Here is a 15,454-nt window from a genome sequence, read left to right on the forward strand (position 1 = left end):
AGGTAATTATGAATATTGCAATAAAGAGTGCAAAATATGCGACTGCTACTTTTGTAGCCATTTTTCTAGCACAATGGTTGGGCTTGAATTACGCTGTATCGGCAGGGATTATCGCAATCCTATCCTTAGCCGAAACGAGTAAGAAAACCATTCAATACATCGGTAATATTACTTTGACAATGTTACTCAGTTTAACGGTTGCAACAATTTTATTTCAACTATTTGGTTATGAGATTTGGGTATTTTCATTGTACCTACTGATCACATATCCGGCAGCAGTTTTTTTGAAGAGTGACAATGCGATTGCACCATGTGCGGTATTCATTTCGCATTTGTTGTTGGAACAGTCGTCGAGTTTTGACTGGTGGATTAATGAATTATTATTACTGGTAATTGGTGTCGGTATTGCCATGATTGTTAATTTGTATCAAACATCCTCTAGTAACCAGATGAATCAAGTGAAATCTGAAATTGAAGAAAAGATGCAAGGCATCTTAAATAATTTAGCTGATAAGATGGATGATCCACAGCACCAAGATTTTCTAGTATATGAAGCAATCGATCAAACGAATGATTTGGCTAAGCATGGCCTATTTCTAGCCATGAAGGAGGTTGAGAATAATATTTCCGGGCAAGTAGACAATTACTATATTAATTATTTTGAGATGCGTATGAGTCAATTAACACTATTATTTGATATTAATGATTCCTTAGATAATATTTATGAATTAACCGATCAAACTTATGATTTAAGTGGATTTTTCCGTCATGTTAGTCAAGAATTATCTGAATCGAATACAGCAGCAAAACTACGCAATGAATTAGGCCAATTGAAGGATGAATATCGTAATTCCCCTCTACCGCAAAGTCGAAAAGAGTTCGAAACACGGTCAATCCTTTTTGATGTTTTACTCGATTGTGAGAAATTTTTAGCCTTAAAGTATGAATTTTATAAAAGTACTCACCGAATCAAACAATTGAAAAAACGTTAAAAAAGACATGGTTCCTATTCCGGAGCCATGCCTTTTGTTTTTAAACGTATAAGAAAATGGAGAAGAACATGCAAATGCTACCGCCTAAGACAAATAAATGCCAGATAACATGCCAATATTTGAAATCGTCATGGGCATAGAAAATGGTACCAACCGTATAGGTCACACCACCAGCAATTAACCACATGATACCACCAGTACCGATTGCTTCAATCATTTGCGGTATTGCGATGACACCAAACCAACCCATAAGGATATATAACCAAGTTGAGTATTTTTTCATTTTATCCAAGAAGAGGATTTTACCAAAGATACCCAAAAAGGCAATTAACCATTGGGCAATAAAGATGAACCAACCAAATTTACCACCAATTGCTACAAGGGCATAAGGGGTATACGATCCTGCAATCAAAAGGAAAATTGAAGAGTGGTCAATAATCTTTAAGATGCCAGATGCTTTGGTAAATGAAAGGCTATGGTATAGCGTGGAAGCTAAATAGAGCATACACATAGACAAACCATAAATGATGTAAGAAACAATTTCGATGGGATTCTCATTTGTTAACCCCTTGCGAATAAGGAAGATTGTTGCGACAATCGACAAAATAAAACCAATCCCATGAGTGATAGAGTTTAGAACCTCATTCGTGATATAATAGGACTTCGGATAGGGTAAATTGATTCTTTCGTTTGAGTGTGAGTTTGTAGACATCGAATTCCTCCTTAAGCAACTTGCAGATATTTCACATGTAGTATAGCATAACTGTAAAGTACATGATAAGAATTATAACTATGCAAATATCTAAACAAGTGTATTATAATTACTGTAAGCGTTTTAAAAAGTGGAAACATTTTGAGGTGAAAAAATATATGGCTCCTAAAATGGATTGGCATCTTGCAGGTGAATTGACGAAACAAACCCAAGCAGAGATTGAGAAAATCGAGAAAGTACATATCCTTGTAATAGGAAAAACGGGTGTAGGCAAGTCCACACTGATTAACAGTATATTTCGAGAAAAATTAGCAGAAACTGGTATTGGCCAGCCTATTACCAAACATTTACAAAAAATTGAAAAAGATGACATCCCAATGGTGCTCTATGATACGCGAGGATTAGAGTTGGATGCAGTGACCCAAAAGCAAGTATCTGATGATATAAACCAAACATTAACCAATATGGCTAAGAATAATGAGAAGATGCATGTTGCGTATTATTGTTTGAATGCAAATATTAGCCGCATTGAACCAGTAGAAATTCAATTAATCGAGGATTTATCGAAAAAAATGCCGGTTATTTTAATTTTGACTCAGGCAATCGGTGAACAAGCACTGAAGTTTGAAGAATATTTAATAAATCTAAATTTACCAGTTCAAAGTATCATTCGTGTGATGGTAAAAGATTACCAAGTAACACCTGAATATACGATACCAGCCTATGGTTTAAAAGAATTGGTCGAACGGTCATTTGGTTTACTACCCCAGAACTTACATATAGCTTTTAACAATGCCCAACAAATTGATATTGACCGTAAAGCAAGAGCCGCGCGACGTTGGGCGCGCAAATATATTGTATCGACCTTTGGGGTAGGGTTTACCCCAATACCATTTTCAGATGCAACGGTCTTAGTCCCCATGCAAATCGGTATGATGGCCCATTTAACAGCCATCTTTGGTATATCACTAGATCATGCGACAACCTTAGGTATTGTGGGTGCTATTGGTGGAACGGGCTCAGCAACTTATATTGGACGTCTGATCGTTTCAAATCTAGCGAAACTGATTCCCGGAGCGGGCTCAGTGGCAGGTGGTATCATTTCTGGAACCACAGCGGCATTAGTAACAACAGCCCTTGCAATGTCTTATATAGAGGTATTAACTTTTATTGCTATTAAAACAGCAAATAACGAAGTAGTTTCACCTAAAACAGTTCGTAATTTGATGAAGGAACGTTATAAAATTCGCTTGATTAGAGGGAAAAAGGATCCAGATTTTCAGGATGCAATGGTAAAAGTATCTAATCCTACTGATGGGGAAAAACAATTGGATAATGAGACATCGCAAACACAAACCAAAGTTATGAGAGACATGTCTGAACCAAAGATTAACTGGCCATCGTGGCCGCGAAGAGGCAAAAGATAAAGAATTTGTAAAATAGCTTGTTATGAAAACTATTGTATATGGTGTTCATAACTTTATGATATAATGTAGTTATAATGATATATGTGGGTGAGACAAGTGGAAGAACAAGAAGCGTATGAAAAATGGGTAAAAAGTTTAGATGAGGTCCGGATGCCAAGATGGGAAGAAATTACAGAAATCCCACTTTATATGGATCAATTGATTGCCGTAGTAACTAAGTATTTAGAACCATTTCAAGTGTTCTCAGATGATAAGATTCCAGTTACTTCATCGATGGTGAACAATTATGTGAAATTAAATTTGATCCCGAAACCAATTAAACGCCATTACAACAAACGACATATCGCTTATTTAATCGTGATTACTTTATTTAAAGAAGTCATTTCGATTCAAGATATCCGACGCGTATTAATTTTTCTTGCCAATTCACAGGGAAATTCAAATGCCTATAACCAATTTTGTGAACTATTAGAAAAAACAATTAAGCACAGTGGTAATGTGTATTTAAATAAAACCGATGATTATGAAAATAATCTAAACTATGCAAGTAAAGAGGATTATGACCGCTATATTATTTTCTTGGCATGTGAGATGATCACAAACTTGCTTTTTGCCAAGAAATTTATCGACTTAATTGAGCAAGAAAACGAAGAAAAGTCAGACAATGAATAAGTAACCGGAGGTATTATTTTGGAAAAGTTAGGATTTATAGTAGATTCGGGATCTGATGTCCCTCAAGATGTCATCAGCAAATATGACGTTGAAGTTCTGCCCTTAAGTGTGAACTTTAATGATGGTCATTATTTAGATGGCGTAACCATTCAACCACAAGAAGTATTTGAACGTATGGAAGAAGAAATTCCCAAAACGTCATTGCCAAGTGGAGATTTAATCCAACAAGCATTTGAAAATTTAATTGCAAAAGGTGTTACACAAATTATTGCAATTACGATTTCATCAAATCTATCAGGGACCAATAACTCTGTTCGTCTTATTGCGGAAGAATATGACAACGTGGATTGTTTCCTATTAGATACAAAAAATGTAGGTATTGGGTCAGGATTATTCATGGTTGCAGCAACTAAATACTTTGAAATGAAAAATGATTTTCAAACAATCAAGGAAAAGTTGCAAGCCTCAGTTGAATACGGTCACGTATTCTTCCATGTACCAACACTTAAATATTTAATTGCAGGTGGTCGTATTGGCCGTGTGGCTGGTGCCGTTGGTTCATTGCTAAATATCCAACCAATTATTACTTGTGATGAAGATGGTATCTATACAACAATTGCGAAAATCCGTGCTTCTAAAAATAATAACGAAGAGAAGACGATTAATAAACTATTAGAATTACTGGTGTCTGCTGGCAAGAACCAAGACCAGTACTTACTTGGATCATGTGGTGGAAACCCAGCAGCAAGAAAGACGGCAGCTAAATTATTGACCAGTCTAAAAGAGGCTTTGCCACATTATGAAGAAGCATATGATGTGCAGTTAAGCTCAGCGTTAGCTGTTCATACAGGTCCAGGTTTACTAGGTTGTGCAATCTTGCCGCTATTTAAATAAACGTTTTAAAAGGCACTGAAGTTCCCTATTGGGAGGTCTTCAGTGCCTTTTATTATTTTCGGCGTGCGCGTAACATTGAAATTAGTAAGATAAGGGCAATCACCGCCGTTACAACAAAGAAGGCAATGCCTAATAATTCCGCATAGTAAGTTTGTGCAGAAGTGATGATAAAGGTGGATGCGAGAATAAGCGATGATAGGATAACCCCGAATATCACGCGATTAATCATACTGTTAATATCTCGTAACCGTTCATCAATATTTTCAAAGGTAATGCGGACATTTAAGCGACCATTATTGATATTATCAACCATGGTCTCTAATTTATTTGGTAGATGTCTGATAGTATTAACTGAGCGAAAAGCTTCACGTGCTAAAAGACTAGGATCGACATATTTCTCCCAAGAGATTGCACCACTTGATAAAAAGAATGATTGGAATATTTGCATAAAATCTAAATTAGGGCTGAGATTTTGCGCAACGCCTTGTACCATCGCTACTGTTTTTTCTAACATGATATATTCCGATGGGAAGGTTAAACCATGGCGATGACCAAATTTTAATAAATCCTGGAAAATAGCATCAATATTCAAAGCTTCCATTCCGGCAGTAAAATATCTATCGAATAAATCATCAATATCACGGTACAAAAGCACTTTATCGAGCGGTTTATTTTGCTTACAAATTTGCAAGAGTAGATTCACTAAGTGGTCAATGTCTTTGGCAATCAAGGCGCTTAAAATTTGGATTAGAATTTTCTTTTCTGAAGGGGAAACTTTTCCCATAGCACCAAAATCAATGAATACAATACTGCCATCTTGAATCATGATATTACCAGGATGAGGATCCGCGTGGTAAAAACCATCCTCAAAGACTTGGTACAAATAAGAGAGTACCAATTTGTGTGCTATATCATCTAAATCATAGGATTCTTGCTTTAATGCATGTATCGTCCGATGGAAATACCTGATTCATAATCCTGAACTAACACACGTTTATTTGTGAGGGGTAAATAAGGCAAGGGTGATTTTATAGTTGTCCGATTTCGGTGATTTTCACTAAAGCGCAACATATTATGGGCTTCATTGACGAAATCTATTTCTTCCATTACCTGCCGTTTAATATCTTTTAAAATTTCAACAGGATTGACAATGACATCGATAAAGATTGACGGCACAGCTTCTACGACACGAATAAAAATATTGATATCCCGGATTAGTTGGGCTTCAATTTCAGGTCGCTGAATTTTGATGACTACTTTCTCACCCGTTTTGAGTTGGCCCTCGTGGACTTGGGCAATAGATGCAGATGCGAGTGGTTCATGGTTCACATAAGCAAAATCTTCCTCAAATAAATGACCACTTTCAGAATAATACTGGTCCTGAATAACGTCAAAAGATAAGGGAAGGGTGTTTTCTTGTAATTTCTGTAGCTCAGTTAAATATTCGGCCGATAATAAATCACTTCTTGTTGACAAAATTTGGCCAATTTTAATAAAGCTCGGCCCTAATTCTTCAAAAGCTTGGCGTAGTGCTTGGGGTCGATTATCATTTTCCCGTTTTTTGAATTTATGTCTAATTTCACCGAAACCATATGTACCTAGAACGGAAACCATTTCACGAAATCGGCTAGAATCACTTTGCATATTATCACCGTCAATTCTTAAAAAGGCATCTTGTTATGCAACAAAATGCCTTTAACTTTACTTGTATGATGCATTAAATTTCAGTTGTTGTATCGTCAACTTCAATTGAATCTGCAGCAACTGTATTCGTACCCTTTAATTTGCTCACTTCTTCAGTTAGGGCTTCAACTTGCGTTTGTAAATTTAAAATACGTTCGGATAATGTTTTATCCAAAGGGTCTTCAGTACGTACGCCATTATCACCTTGAACAACTCGTTTAATATCTTCACTTAGGACTTTACCTTCAGTAACAGAAATTTGGCCTTTTTCAATCAAAGTTTTTAGCGTTTCTTCAGCTTTTTCATAAGATAAACGGGTGCCACCAACAGCGGCTAGGAATAAATTTTTAATTGTATCCATTTTGAAACACTCCTTTTAAGGTAACTGCTTAGTGATAGGGTACTTATATAATATAGTATAAGTTATGCTTGTTCAATAAAATTGTATACAAAATTCTCCTCGGATGGATTGAAATCTACCTCAAAGTCATACCCATTGAAGAACCATTCATCATTTTGTGTAATGTAATAGTAAATACCATCAACGGTTTGATCTGCAAGTACGTTACCCGTGGGTGCTTCTATGGTCAAACCTACAGAGAATCCCTCATGAACCGCTGTTTTCCCGTAAACACGGCTATGAAAACCAACTTGACTGCCTTCAGTCAGTCCCATTTCTTCGACAAAATATTGTTGAGCTGCTGGCGTAATTGATAACTTCATTGTATATGCTCCTTCTTACTTTCAATTCATTATAGGTTCATTATAACTCACTCAATTTTTAAAGCAATTGATTTATTTAAGCGCCTTCATAGCAAGGTTTTCATGCTTGTTGAATTCTTGTTATTCCACCATTAATCCTAGGAATTATGATAAAATATTCATATAGTTACTGAATAGGAGGAAGCAAGAATGACATCAGTCGTAACATTTGATAATGTATCGTTTAAACCAAACGAGGAGGCATTATTAAGTGATGTATCTTTTGAAATTGAACAAGATGAAATGATCAGGATTGAAGGACCATCAGGTAGTGGAAAGAGTACCCTATTAAAATTAATTTCCTCATTGATTCCAAGAACGACGGGGCAAATATTATTTGAGGGGAAATCTATTGAAGCTGTGGGGTATCAAGAATATCGTAAAGCAGTGTCTTATGTGGCTCAAAATCCGCACTTATTTGGACAAACTATTCGAGATAACTTCGAGTTGGTTTTTGAAGCGCATGATGCAGACTTTGATGAAGCTAAAGTTCTGACATTTATGAAACAATTTGGTTTATCGCATATTGAATTGGACAAATCAATTCATAAAATCTCCGGTGGTGAAAAACAACGCGTGGGTTTAATCCGACATTTATTATTTCCACCAAAAGTGTTGCTACTAGATGAAATTACCTCTTCATTGGATGAAGAAAATCGTCATCGAGTATGGGAGATTTTACTTGATTATAAGCAACAACATAAAGTATCTATTTTGTGGGTTAGTCATATTGAAGATAATGATATTTTCCCGGATAGAATTTTTCAAATTAAGAATAGAGCATTAACTATAGAAAAGGGTGCAGCAAATGACTAGTCAATTAACAACAACACCAACTTCATTAATGTTTTCCTTTGTCTTAGTTTTATTCGCAGTGTTCATCTCTTACCGTGAAAAACTAGGTTTGGAAAAAGAAATTTTATGGGCTATGTTCCGAATGGTCATCCAGTTAGTTGTGATTGGATACGTACTAACTTATATTTTTCAAATTGATTCTAAAATTGTAACTGCAATTATTATGGCCTTTATGATTTTTAATGCAGCATTTAATGCCGCTAAAAGGGCAGATAAAATTCCTAATGCCTTAAAAATTTCCTTGATTGCCATCTTGGGTGGTGTGGCAGTATCTATCCTGGTGCTTGTTTTCTCAGGATCTATTCAATTTGTACCAGCTCAGATTATTCCAATTACTGGTATGTTAGTAGGTAATGCAATGTCAGTACTTGGCCTATCTTTTCGTAATTTGAATAATGAATTTGCAAAAGGACAACAAGAAGTGAACGAACGATTAGCGCTGGGAGCATCCATTAGATTAGCATCTGCAGATATAATCCGAGAATCTATCAAAGGCTCATTGCAACCAACTATCGACTCTGCGCGTACCGTTGGTTTGGTCCTACTTCCGGGTATGATGACAGGTATGATGTTAGCCGGTGCAGTACCAATGGATTCTATCATGTATCAGATTTTAATTTACTTTATGATGGTGGCTACATCGGCTATTACTTCAGTGATTGCAGTTTACCTATCTTACAAACATTTCTATTCTGAATATGGTCAACTACAATTACCGCAATAGATAATTAAGCGTATTTTTGTACATAAAATTTAGTAAATACAGTAAATGATGATGGGTAATGGCATCATCAAGGGGGATTCTCATGGGTTTGAAATACCAAGAAATAGTAAAAGTGCATCATTTTCATTGTAACGCATTTGGCGAAATGACACTTTCAGCACTGCTAGATATCATGCTGATTGCTTCTAATAATCAAGAAACAAGTATTCCAGCAGATAGTCAGGGTTTTAGAGATAAGGCTTGGGCATGGATTATTACACAAAATCAAATTGATATTAAGCGCTTACCACGCTATAATGAAGAAATTATCGCATACACTGAACCAACGACCTATAACAAATTTTTCTGTAAACGGTATTTCGCATTAAAAACGACCAATGACGAAATTTTGGTTGAAGCTGAAACGACTTTCGCATTAATCGATTTGAATCAGCGATCAATCGTTAGAATACCAGAAGAAATTGGCGAATGGTATCAAGTAGTACTTGAAGCTAAACCTAGTCGTCGTAAACGATTAGCCAAAACTTTAGTAGAAGATAGCAAGCAAAATTCATTCGAAGTAAAATTTTTAGACATTGATGTTAATAATCATGTAAACAACACCATTTATTTGAAATGGTTATCAAATTCCTTAGGTATGGAATGGTTTGAAAAATATGAACCTATGTCCTTTACCATCGCATATGAAAAAGAAATGTACCTACATCAAGAAGGTACCGTTCATTCAGATTTAAGTAGTTTAGATGAGACACTGTCTCGTGGTGATCACTTTGTGACCCATCATATTATCGATAGTGTAGACAATGTCCACTGTTTAACGGAAATTACTTGGAAAATAAAATAGTAAGTTTGGAGTTATTATGCAAGTGAATAGAGATTACTATATCATCGACCGTAAAGAATGGAATCATTACTTACAGGACTTAAACAATCCATTCGATATTAATTTAACTAATGAACAATTGAATAGCCTAACATCCTTGAATGACTCCTTAACGATTCGAGATGCAATCGAAGTATATAAACCCTTAACCCAGTTAATTTCTATTTATCGTGAAAATTATAATCAGTTAGAGACAAAACGGGCAAAATTTATGGGGATTTCTGAAAAAATACCGCCTTTTATTATTGGTATAGCCGGTGGTGTGGCTGTAGGGAAAAGTACTACAGCGCGTTTATTGAAGCTATTCCTAGCGCATGCCTATCCTAAATTAAATGTCGAATTAGTTACAACAGATGGATTTCTATACCCAAATAAAATATTACAGGAAAAGGGTATCATGAATCGAAAAGGATTTCCAGAATCTTATAATATGGAGAAATTGGAACAATTTTTAGTGGATGTGAAGAGCAATAAAGAAGAAATTGTTTATCCGAAATATTCTCATTCAATTTATGACATCATTGAAGACGGGTCAAATGTGTTACGCAATCCACAAATTTTGATTGTTGAAGGAATCAATGTGCTACAGACGGCGGAAAACTCAAATGTGTTTATGAGTGATTTCTGGGACCTTTCTGTTTATGTGGATGCTGACTCAGATATGATTGAAAAATGGTTCTATCAACGATTCCGTTTATTAGTTTTACAAGCAAAGGATCGCCCCGAAGATTATTATTATCAATTCAGACAACTTTCATTTGAAAAAGCTATGCAGATGGCTGGCGATACCTGGCGCAATATTAACTTGGTCAATTTACAAGAATATATCTTACCAACGAGAAATCGTGCAAATATCGTGATTCATAAAGAAGATCATCATTATATTAATGAACTTTGGATCAAGAAATATTAATAGAGAGTGGGATGATATATGGAGAAAAAACGTACGTGGCAACGTTTATTGGGCTTATTGTTCATTTTCGTTTTGTCATATTGGGGAATCAACAATCTTGCAGTGATTAAAAATGCATTTGATGCAATTATTGGCGTTGTAAGACCATTTCTATTAGGAGCAGCACTCGCTTTTGTATTAAATATCCCGCTAAACTTCTTTGAAAAGCATATGACCAAATGGTTAGGTGGTTATAGAAAATGGTTTAGAGTAGTGGGTATTTTATTTGGTTTTAGTATTATCGTTGGTATTATTTCCTTTATCGTTTTCCTAGTTGTACCAGATTTACAAGAAACGTTAGGGTCATTTATTGCCCAAGTACCAGCAGAAATTAATTTACTTTACAGTAAAATAAATCAATATATCATGGATAATCCGGAAATTGTGGCAACTTTTAATCAACTCAATTTGGATGTTGAACGGTTGCGGACACAAGCTTTCGATATGATACAAAGCTTTTCATCAGGCGTTCTAGACACGACATTTAGTGTGGTAGGAAATCTAGTCAGTGGTGTATTTAATGGTTTTGTAGCTATCATCTTTGGGACATCTATTTTATTTAAGAAAGAAACTTTGATACGCCAATTAAAGAAAATCATCTATGGCACACTCAATTTAAAGTGGGCCAACTATGTGGTCAATGTTGGTTCGGAAGCGAATCAAACTTTTTCTCAATATGTTAGCGGTCAGGTCACAGAAGCGGGTATTTTACTGACATTAGTGTTCATCGGTATGAATATCTTTCAGTTCCCCTTTGCCTTGTCTGTTTCCGTATTAACGGGGTCAATGGCCTTAGTCCCAATTTATGGGGCTGTGATGGGTGGTTTTGTTGGTTTCTTACTAATTGCCGTAGTAAATTTCCAACAAGCTATTTGGTTTGTAGTATTTATTGTGATCGTCCAACAATTTGAGGGGAACATTATTTATCCAAGAGTTGTGGGTGGTTCTGTCGGTCTGCCAGGCATTTGGGTCTTATTTTCAGTAACAGTAGGTGGTGCGTTCTTTGGGATTGCCGGCATGTTATTGAGCGTACCAGTTTTTGCCTTGTGCTATAAATTAGCATCAGCAACTATTAACTATAATTTAGAAGAAGCTGGGCTAGCAATTTCAACAGACAGCCGAAATTTACGGGCTAAGAAATATAGATAAATAGAGGTATCCATGTATACAAAAAAGCAGTAGCGACACTGAAGTCGCTACTGCTTTTTTTGGTTCTATTATAAATAGTGTTGGTGAGCTTTCACATTGAATCCCATGTACACCTTTTCTTGTATCGAGCGTTCTATGAGCCATTAAGAGTATCCTAATGATACTTCGACAGGTGACTCTTCAGAGAATTGACTATTGTATAAGTCAGCATAGAAGCCATTGGCAGCCATTAATTCATCATGGGTACCGAATTCTGTAATATTCCCTTCTTGCATCACTAAGATGAGATCTGCATCACGAATAGTCGATAGACGGTGAGCAATCACAAAACTTGTACGGCCTTCCATGATTTTATTCATGGCTTCTTGAATTAATTTTTCAAGACGGGTATCAACTGAAGAAGTGGCTTCATCCAAAATTAAAATATCGGGATCAGCAATCACGGCCCGTGCGATTGTCATTAATTGTTTTTGACCTAAGGAAATATTATTGGCCTCTTCATTGATTTCCATTTCATAACCGCCTGGAAGGGTATGGATGAAATGGTCGACATTGGCAACTTCGGCTGCTTCCTGTACTTCATAGTCATTGGCATCTAATTTACCAAAGCGGATATTTTCCCTTACCGTGTCTGTGTACAACCAAGCGTCTTGAAGTACCATACCGAAATGATTTCTTAATTCTTCACGGGTCATAGATTTTGTTGGCACACCGTCAATTTTAATTGCGCCAGCATCAACATCATAGAAGCGCATTAATAAATTGATAAGGGTTGTTTTACCAGCACCTGTAGGACCAACGATTGCTACAGTTTGACCTGGTTTAACTTTTAGTGAAATATCTTTCATTAAAGGTTTTTCTGGATTATAACCAAATCGTACATGATCAAATTCGACGGCACCTTTTACTTTTGCAGGTAGATGACCTGAAACGGTTTCTTGTTCTTCTTCTTCCTCTGCTAGAAAGTCAAATACACGATGCGATGCAGCCAAGGCAGCTTGTAGCACACCACTTAATTGCGTCAACATTTGAATTGGTTGCGTAATTTGCATCACATATTGTACCAGTGCTTGTAAGTTACCTACAGTCAATTTGCCAGCTAATGTAAATAAACTACCAGCTAGCGCAGTAGCTACGTAACCCAAGTTACTTACTGTGCTCAGTAGGGGCATCATTAATGAAGATAAGAAACTTGCCTTAAATCCGTAATCACGGAGATATTTGTTACGACGTTTGAATTCCTCAATAGATTCTTGCTGATGACCGTATACTTTAATTTCGGTAAAACCACTTAGTTGTTCTTGCGTATAGCCGAATAAGTTACCAAGAGCATTCGCTTGATCTTGGAAGGCAGATTGAGATTTATTAATGATTAATTTTGCGAATAAATAGGATAAAGGGATCGTTGCCAAGATAATAAAAGCCAATTGCCATTGGATGATAAACATAGAGATAACGGCAAAACTAATACCAAGTATGGCATTCAAAAATTGAATAAAAGATTGTTGTAGGGCATTCGTTATTGAATCAATATCATTGGTCATGCGAGACAAAATATCTCCTGTAGCATGACGATCAAAATATGAAACAGGCATACGGTTGGCTTTTTTCGCGACATCATTACGTAAATCGTAAATAGCACTTTGGACGACATTCGTTAACCAAAATTGGCCCAGAAATTCACCAGACCAGTAGAAACAACCACGGATGAAATACATTACGGCTACAAAACCAATGTATTGATAATTAATACCAGCACCGGGCACGCCTTTCATCATATCTACCACATTAGCAGTTAACTCAGTGATGGCTAAACCTAATATAATTGGTTCTAGTACACTAGCTATATTCATCCAAACAGTTGCAAGCATGGATAGGAAAAATTGTACTTTATATGGTTTGATGTAGGTCCATAAGTTCGCAAGGATTTCTTTTGTTGGGATTTCTTGTTTTTCCACTTGATTAGTAGTCACGGTTTAATTCCTCCTCACTTAATTGAGATGATGCGATATCATAGTATAATTTAGAAGATTTCAATAGTTCTTTATGCGTACCAAGAGCGGCTACTTCACCTTCATCTAGGACAATGATTTGATCAGCATGGATAATTGAACTTACACGTTGGGCAACAATAATAGTAGTAGCATCTTTTGTTTCTTCTTTCAATGCTTGACGTACTGCGGCATCTGTTTTGAAGTCTAATGCTGAGAAGGAGTCATCGAAGATATAGATTTCACGGTCAGCTATAATCGAACGTGCGATCGATAGGCGCTGCTTTTGGCCACCTGAAAGGTTAGCACCACCTTCATCTAAATGGGTGCCATACTTGGTATCAAGACGGTGAATAAATTCATAAGCCTGAGATACACTGGTAGCATGCTCCATATCTGCTTCATCGGCATTAAATTTACCGTAACGTAAATTTTCAGCAATGTCCCCGGTGAACAGTAAGGCTTTTTGTGGTGTATAGCCAATTTTATTGCGTAAGGCATTTAACTCATAGTTTCGAACATCCACACCGTCGACAAGTATTTGACCTTTCGTAACGTCGTAGAAGCGAGGAATTAATTTAACTATCGTAGATTTCCCAGATCCAGTAGAGCCAATAAAAGCAACGGTTTGTCCTGGTTCTGTTTTGAAAGAAATATTTCTTAACACAGGTTTTGATGCATCAGGATAAGCAAAGTCAACATTACGGAATTCTAATGTACCATGTTCTTCTGTATCTGTGATGGCTACCTGTGCATCTGGTTCAGCGACGGTGATGGGGGTATCCATTACTTCTTGAAGACGACTAGCAGATACAGATGCACGCGGAAACATCATGAAAATATTAGCAAATATCAATAATGAATATAGGGCATGGAATACATATTCGATGAAAGCAACCATGATACCGACTTGCATATTACCTTCAGCAATCATTGAAGAACCAAACCATAAGATTGTAATAATAACCATGTTTAATAGTAACGAAAAGATAGCCGGCGTGATGGCGATTGTTTTAAATAGTTTACTAGATAGGCTCTTGTAACTCTTATTCACTTCTTGGAAACGACCTTGTTGGAAGTTTTCATTGTTAAATGCACGAATGACACGCAGACCCGTGATATTTTCTCGTAAGATACGATTGATATTATCAAGCTAGCCTGTTGTTTTTCAGAAATAGGTAACGTGTATTTAGCAATAAATATGACGGAAAGAATGATGATAATGGAAACTGGAATGACGAAAACACCTAGCGCGGGTGAAATTGAAAAAATCATGACAATAGAGAAAATTAGCATCATCGGTGATACTAATCCTTGACGTAAGATCATTTCCATAAATTGTAAAATCACAAAAGCATCTGTAGAAATACGGGTTGTTAATGAAGCAACTCCTAATTCCTGAAACTCATGATGCGATAGGGACTGCATTTTTTCATAGGCATCATTACGTATGTTCATGGTCATATCATTTACGATACTTGAGGTGGTATATGAAGTGATTGTACGTGATAACAAAGATAAAAGAACTAATCCTACCATGATGAGGGCATATTGCCATAATAATGGTCTATTTTCATTAATAATTGCGTTATCAATCATTTGTGCTAAGTAAGTGGGTAAGCCAATCATTACGCCAGCTACACCGAATGTGGCGATGAATGTAATCAATAATTTACCCGGGTAACGTTTGACATATTGCCAAATAAATTTCAAATTGTTCTCCTCCTTTAAATCTGTGGGTCAATAGATACCCAGCAA

At 36.2% G+C, this 15,454-nt stretch carries 15 protein-coding genes and 1 pseudogene; 9 read left to right on the forward strand and 7 right to left on the reverse strand.

Annotated features, from left to right (window positions below; all coding sequences use genetic code 11):
• Positions 1-8 precede the first annotated feature (8 nt).
• Positions 9-992 (forward strand): aromatic acid exporter family protein, encoded by a 984-nt coding sequence (locus B9P78_RS01960; RefSeq protein WP_094517902.1) that lies wholly within the window; start codon positions 9-11, stop codon positions 990-992.
• Between the two features lie 40 nt (positions 993-1,032).
• Here the strand turns inward: B9P78_RS01960 and B9P78_RS01965 are convergent, their stop codons facing one another.
• Positions 1,033-1,704 carry a hemolysin III family protein gene (locus B9P78_RS01965; RefSeq protein WP_094517903.1) on the reverse strand — a complete coding sequence of 224 codons (672 nt, stop codon included), beginning with the start codon at positions 1,702-1,704 and terminating at the stop codon, positions 1,033-1,035.
• Between the two features lie 158 nt (positions 1,705-1,862).
• Here B9P78_RS01965 and B9P78_RS01970 point away from each other — a divergent pair, with 158 nt between their 5' ends.
• The 3 genes from B9P78_RS01970 to B9P78_RS01980 all read left to right on the forward strand — a co-directional run bounded on the left by B9P78_RS01970 (position 1,863) and on the right by B9P78_RS01980 (position 4,697).
• On the forward strand, positions 1,863-3,131 hold the full coding sequence (locus B9P78_RS01970) for a YcjF family protein (protein ID WP_094517904.1): 1,269 nt from the start codon (positions 1,863-1,865) through the stop codon (positions 3,129-3,131).
• 96 nt (positions 3,132-3,227) lie between these two features.
• Positions 3,228-3,803 carry a DUF1836 domain-containing protein gene (locus B9P78_RS01975; protein ID WP_094517905.1) on the forward strand — a complete coding sequence of 192 codons (576 nt, stop codon included), beginning with the start codon at positions 3,228-3,230 and terminating at the stop codon, positions 3,801-3,803.
• 18 nt (positions 3,804-3,821) lie between these two features.
• Positions 3,822-4,697, forward strand: a complete 876-nt coding sequence (locus B9P78_RS01980; protein ID WP_094517906.1) for a DegV family protein — start codon at positions 3,822-3,824, stop codon at positions 4,695-4,697.
• A gap of 52 nt (positions 4,698-4,749) precedes the next feature.
• On the opposite strand, the gene B9P78_RS10465 is transcribed toward B9P78_RS01980, so the two are convergent.
• From B9P78_RS10465 to B9P78_RS01995, 4 genes are all read right to left on the reverse strand, one after another.
• Entirely contained in the window at positions 4,750-5,595 is an 846-nt protein-coding gene (locus tag B9P78_RS10465; RefSeq protein ID WP_255377053.1) for an AarF/UbiB family protein, read from the reverse strand.
• Between the two features lie 38 nt (positions 5,596-5,633).
• Positions 5,634-6,341 (reverse strand): AarF/ABC1/UbiB kinase family protein, encoded by a 708-nt coding sequence (locus B9P78_RS10470; RefSeq protein WP_255377054.1) that lies wholly within the window; start codon positions 6,339-6,341, stop codon positions 5,634-5,636.
• 73 nt (positions 6,342-6,414) lie between these two features.
• Positions 6,415-6,741, reverse strand: coding sequence for a hypothetical protein (locus tag B9P78_RS01990; RefSeq protein WP_094517907.1), 327 nt, complete (start codon positions 6,739-6,741; stop codon positions 6,415-6,417).
• A gap of 62 nt (positions 6,742-6,803) precedes the next feature.
• Complete coding sequence (locus B9P78_RS01995; RefSeq protein WP_094517908.1) at positions 6,804-7,103, reverse strand: HesB/YadR/YfhF family protein; 300 nt, start codon at positions 7,101-7,103, stop codon at positions 6,804-6,806.
• 189 nt (positions 7,104-7,292) lie between these two features.
• On the opposite strand from B9P78_RS01995, the gene B9P78_RS02000 reads away from it, so the two are divergent.
• The 5 genes from B9P78_RS02000 to B9P78_RS02020 all read left to right on the forward strand — a co-directional run bounded on the left by B9P78_RS02000 (position 7,293) and on the right by B9P78_RS02020 (position 11,705).
• Positions 7,293-7,958, forward strand: coding sequence for an ATP-binding cassette domain-containing protein (locus B9P78_RS02000; protein ID WP_094517909.1), 666 nt, complete (start codon positions 7,293-7,295; stop codon positions 7,956-7,958).
• Positions 7,951-8,721: an iron export ABC transporter permease subunit FetB gene (gene fetB / locus B9P78_RS02005; RefSeq protein WP_094517910.1), complete on the forward strand. Its 771-nt coding sequence runs from the start codon at positions 7,951-7,953 to the stop codon at positions 8,719-8,721. The genes B9P78_RS02000 and fetB overlap by 8 nt, the downstream gene beginning before the upstream one ends.
• An 82-nt stretch (positions 8,722-8,803) precedes the next feature.
• A complete protein-coding gene (locus B9P78_RS02010; protein WP_094517911.1) occupies positions 8,804-9,565 on the forward strand; it encodes an acyl-[acyl-carrier-protein] thioesterase in 762 nt (253 codons plus the stop codon).
• 16 nt (positions 9,566-9,581) lie between these two features.
• Positions 9,582-10,517 carry a type I pantothenate kinase gene (gene coaA, locus B9P78_RS02015; protein WP_094517912.1) on the forward strand — a complete coding sequence of 312 codons (936 nt, stop codon included), beginning with the start codon at positions 9,582-9,584 and terminating at the stop codon, positions 10,515-10,517.
• Positions 10,518-10,535: 18 nt separating this feature from the next.
• Positions 10,536-11,705: an AI-2E family transporter gene (locus tag B9P78_RS02020; RefSeq protein WP_094517913.1), complete on the forward strand. Its 1,170-nt coding sequence runs from the start codon at positions 10,536-10,538 to the stop codon at positions 11,703-11,705.
• A 143-nt stretch (positions 11,706-11,848) separates the two neighbouring features.
• On the opposite strand, the gene B9P78_RS02025 is transcribed toward B9P78_RS02020, so the two are convergent.
• Both B9P78_RS02025 and B9P78_RS02030 read right to left on the reverse strand, forming a co-directional pair.
• Positions 11,849-13,678, reverse strand: coding sequence for an ABC transporter ATP-binding protein (locus B9P78_RS02025; protein WP_094517914.1), 1,830 nt, complete (start codon positions 13,676-13,678; stop codon positions 11,849-11,851).
• Positions 13,668-15,409, reverse strand: a pseudogene (locus B9P78_RS02030) (ABC transporter ATP-binding protein). The gene B9P78_RS02025 and the pseudogene B9P78_RS02030 overlap by 11 nt, the downstream one beginning before the upstream one ends.
• Positions 15,410-15,454 lie beyond the last annotated feature (45 nt).

It is taken from the genome of Aerococcus sp. 1KP-2016, assembly GCF_002252085.1.
Lineage (GTDB): Bacteria > Bacillota > Bacilli > Lactobacillales > Aerococcaceae > Aerococcus.

Coding starts and splice junctions, on each gene's coding strand:
- B9P78_RS01960 (WP_094517902.1), top strand. CDS start 9: ATGAATATTGCAATAAAGAGTGCAAAATATGCGACTGCTACTTTTGTA.
- B9P78_RS01965 (WP_094517903.1), bottom strand. CDS start 1,704: ATGTCTACAAACTCACACTCAAACGAAAGAATCAATTTACCCTATCCG.
- B9P78_RS01970 (WP_094517904.1), top strand. CDS start 1,863: ATGGCTCCTAAAATGGATTGGCATCTTGCAGGTGAATTGACGAAACAA.
- B9P78_RS10470 (WP_255377054.1), bottom strand. CDS start 6,341: ATGCAAAGTGATTCTAGCCGATTTCGTGAAATGGTTTCCGTTCTAGGT.
- B9P78_RS01990 (WP_094517907.1), bottom strand. CDS start 6,741: ATGGATACAATTAAAAATTTATTCCTAGCCGCTGTTGGTGGCACCCGT.
- B9P78_RS01995 (WP_094517908.1), bottom strand. CDS start 7,103: ATGAAGTTATCAATTACGCCAGCAGCTCAACAATATTTTGTCGAAGAA.
- B9P78_RS02000 (WP_094517909.1), top strand. CDS start 7,293: ATGACATCAGTCGTAACATTTGATAATGTATCGTTTAAACCAAACGAG.
- fetB (WP_094517910.1), top strand. CDS start 7,951: ATGACTAGTCAATTAACAACAACACCAACTTCATTAATGTTTTCCTTT.
- B9P78_RS02010 (WP_094517911.1), top strand. CDS start 8,804: ATGGGTTTGAAATACCAAGAAATAGTAAAAGTGCATCATTTTCATTGT.
- coaA (WP_094517912.1), top strand. CDS start 9,582: ATGCAAGTGAATAGAGATTACTATATCATCGACCGTAAAGAATGGAAT.
- B9P78_RS02020 (WP_094517913.1), top strand. CDS start 10,536: ATGGAGAAAAAACGTACGTGGCAACGTTTATTGGGCTTATTGTTCATT.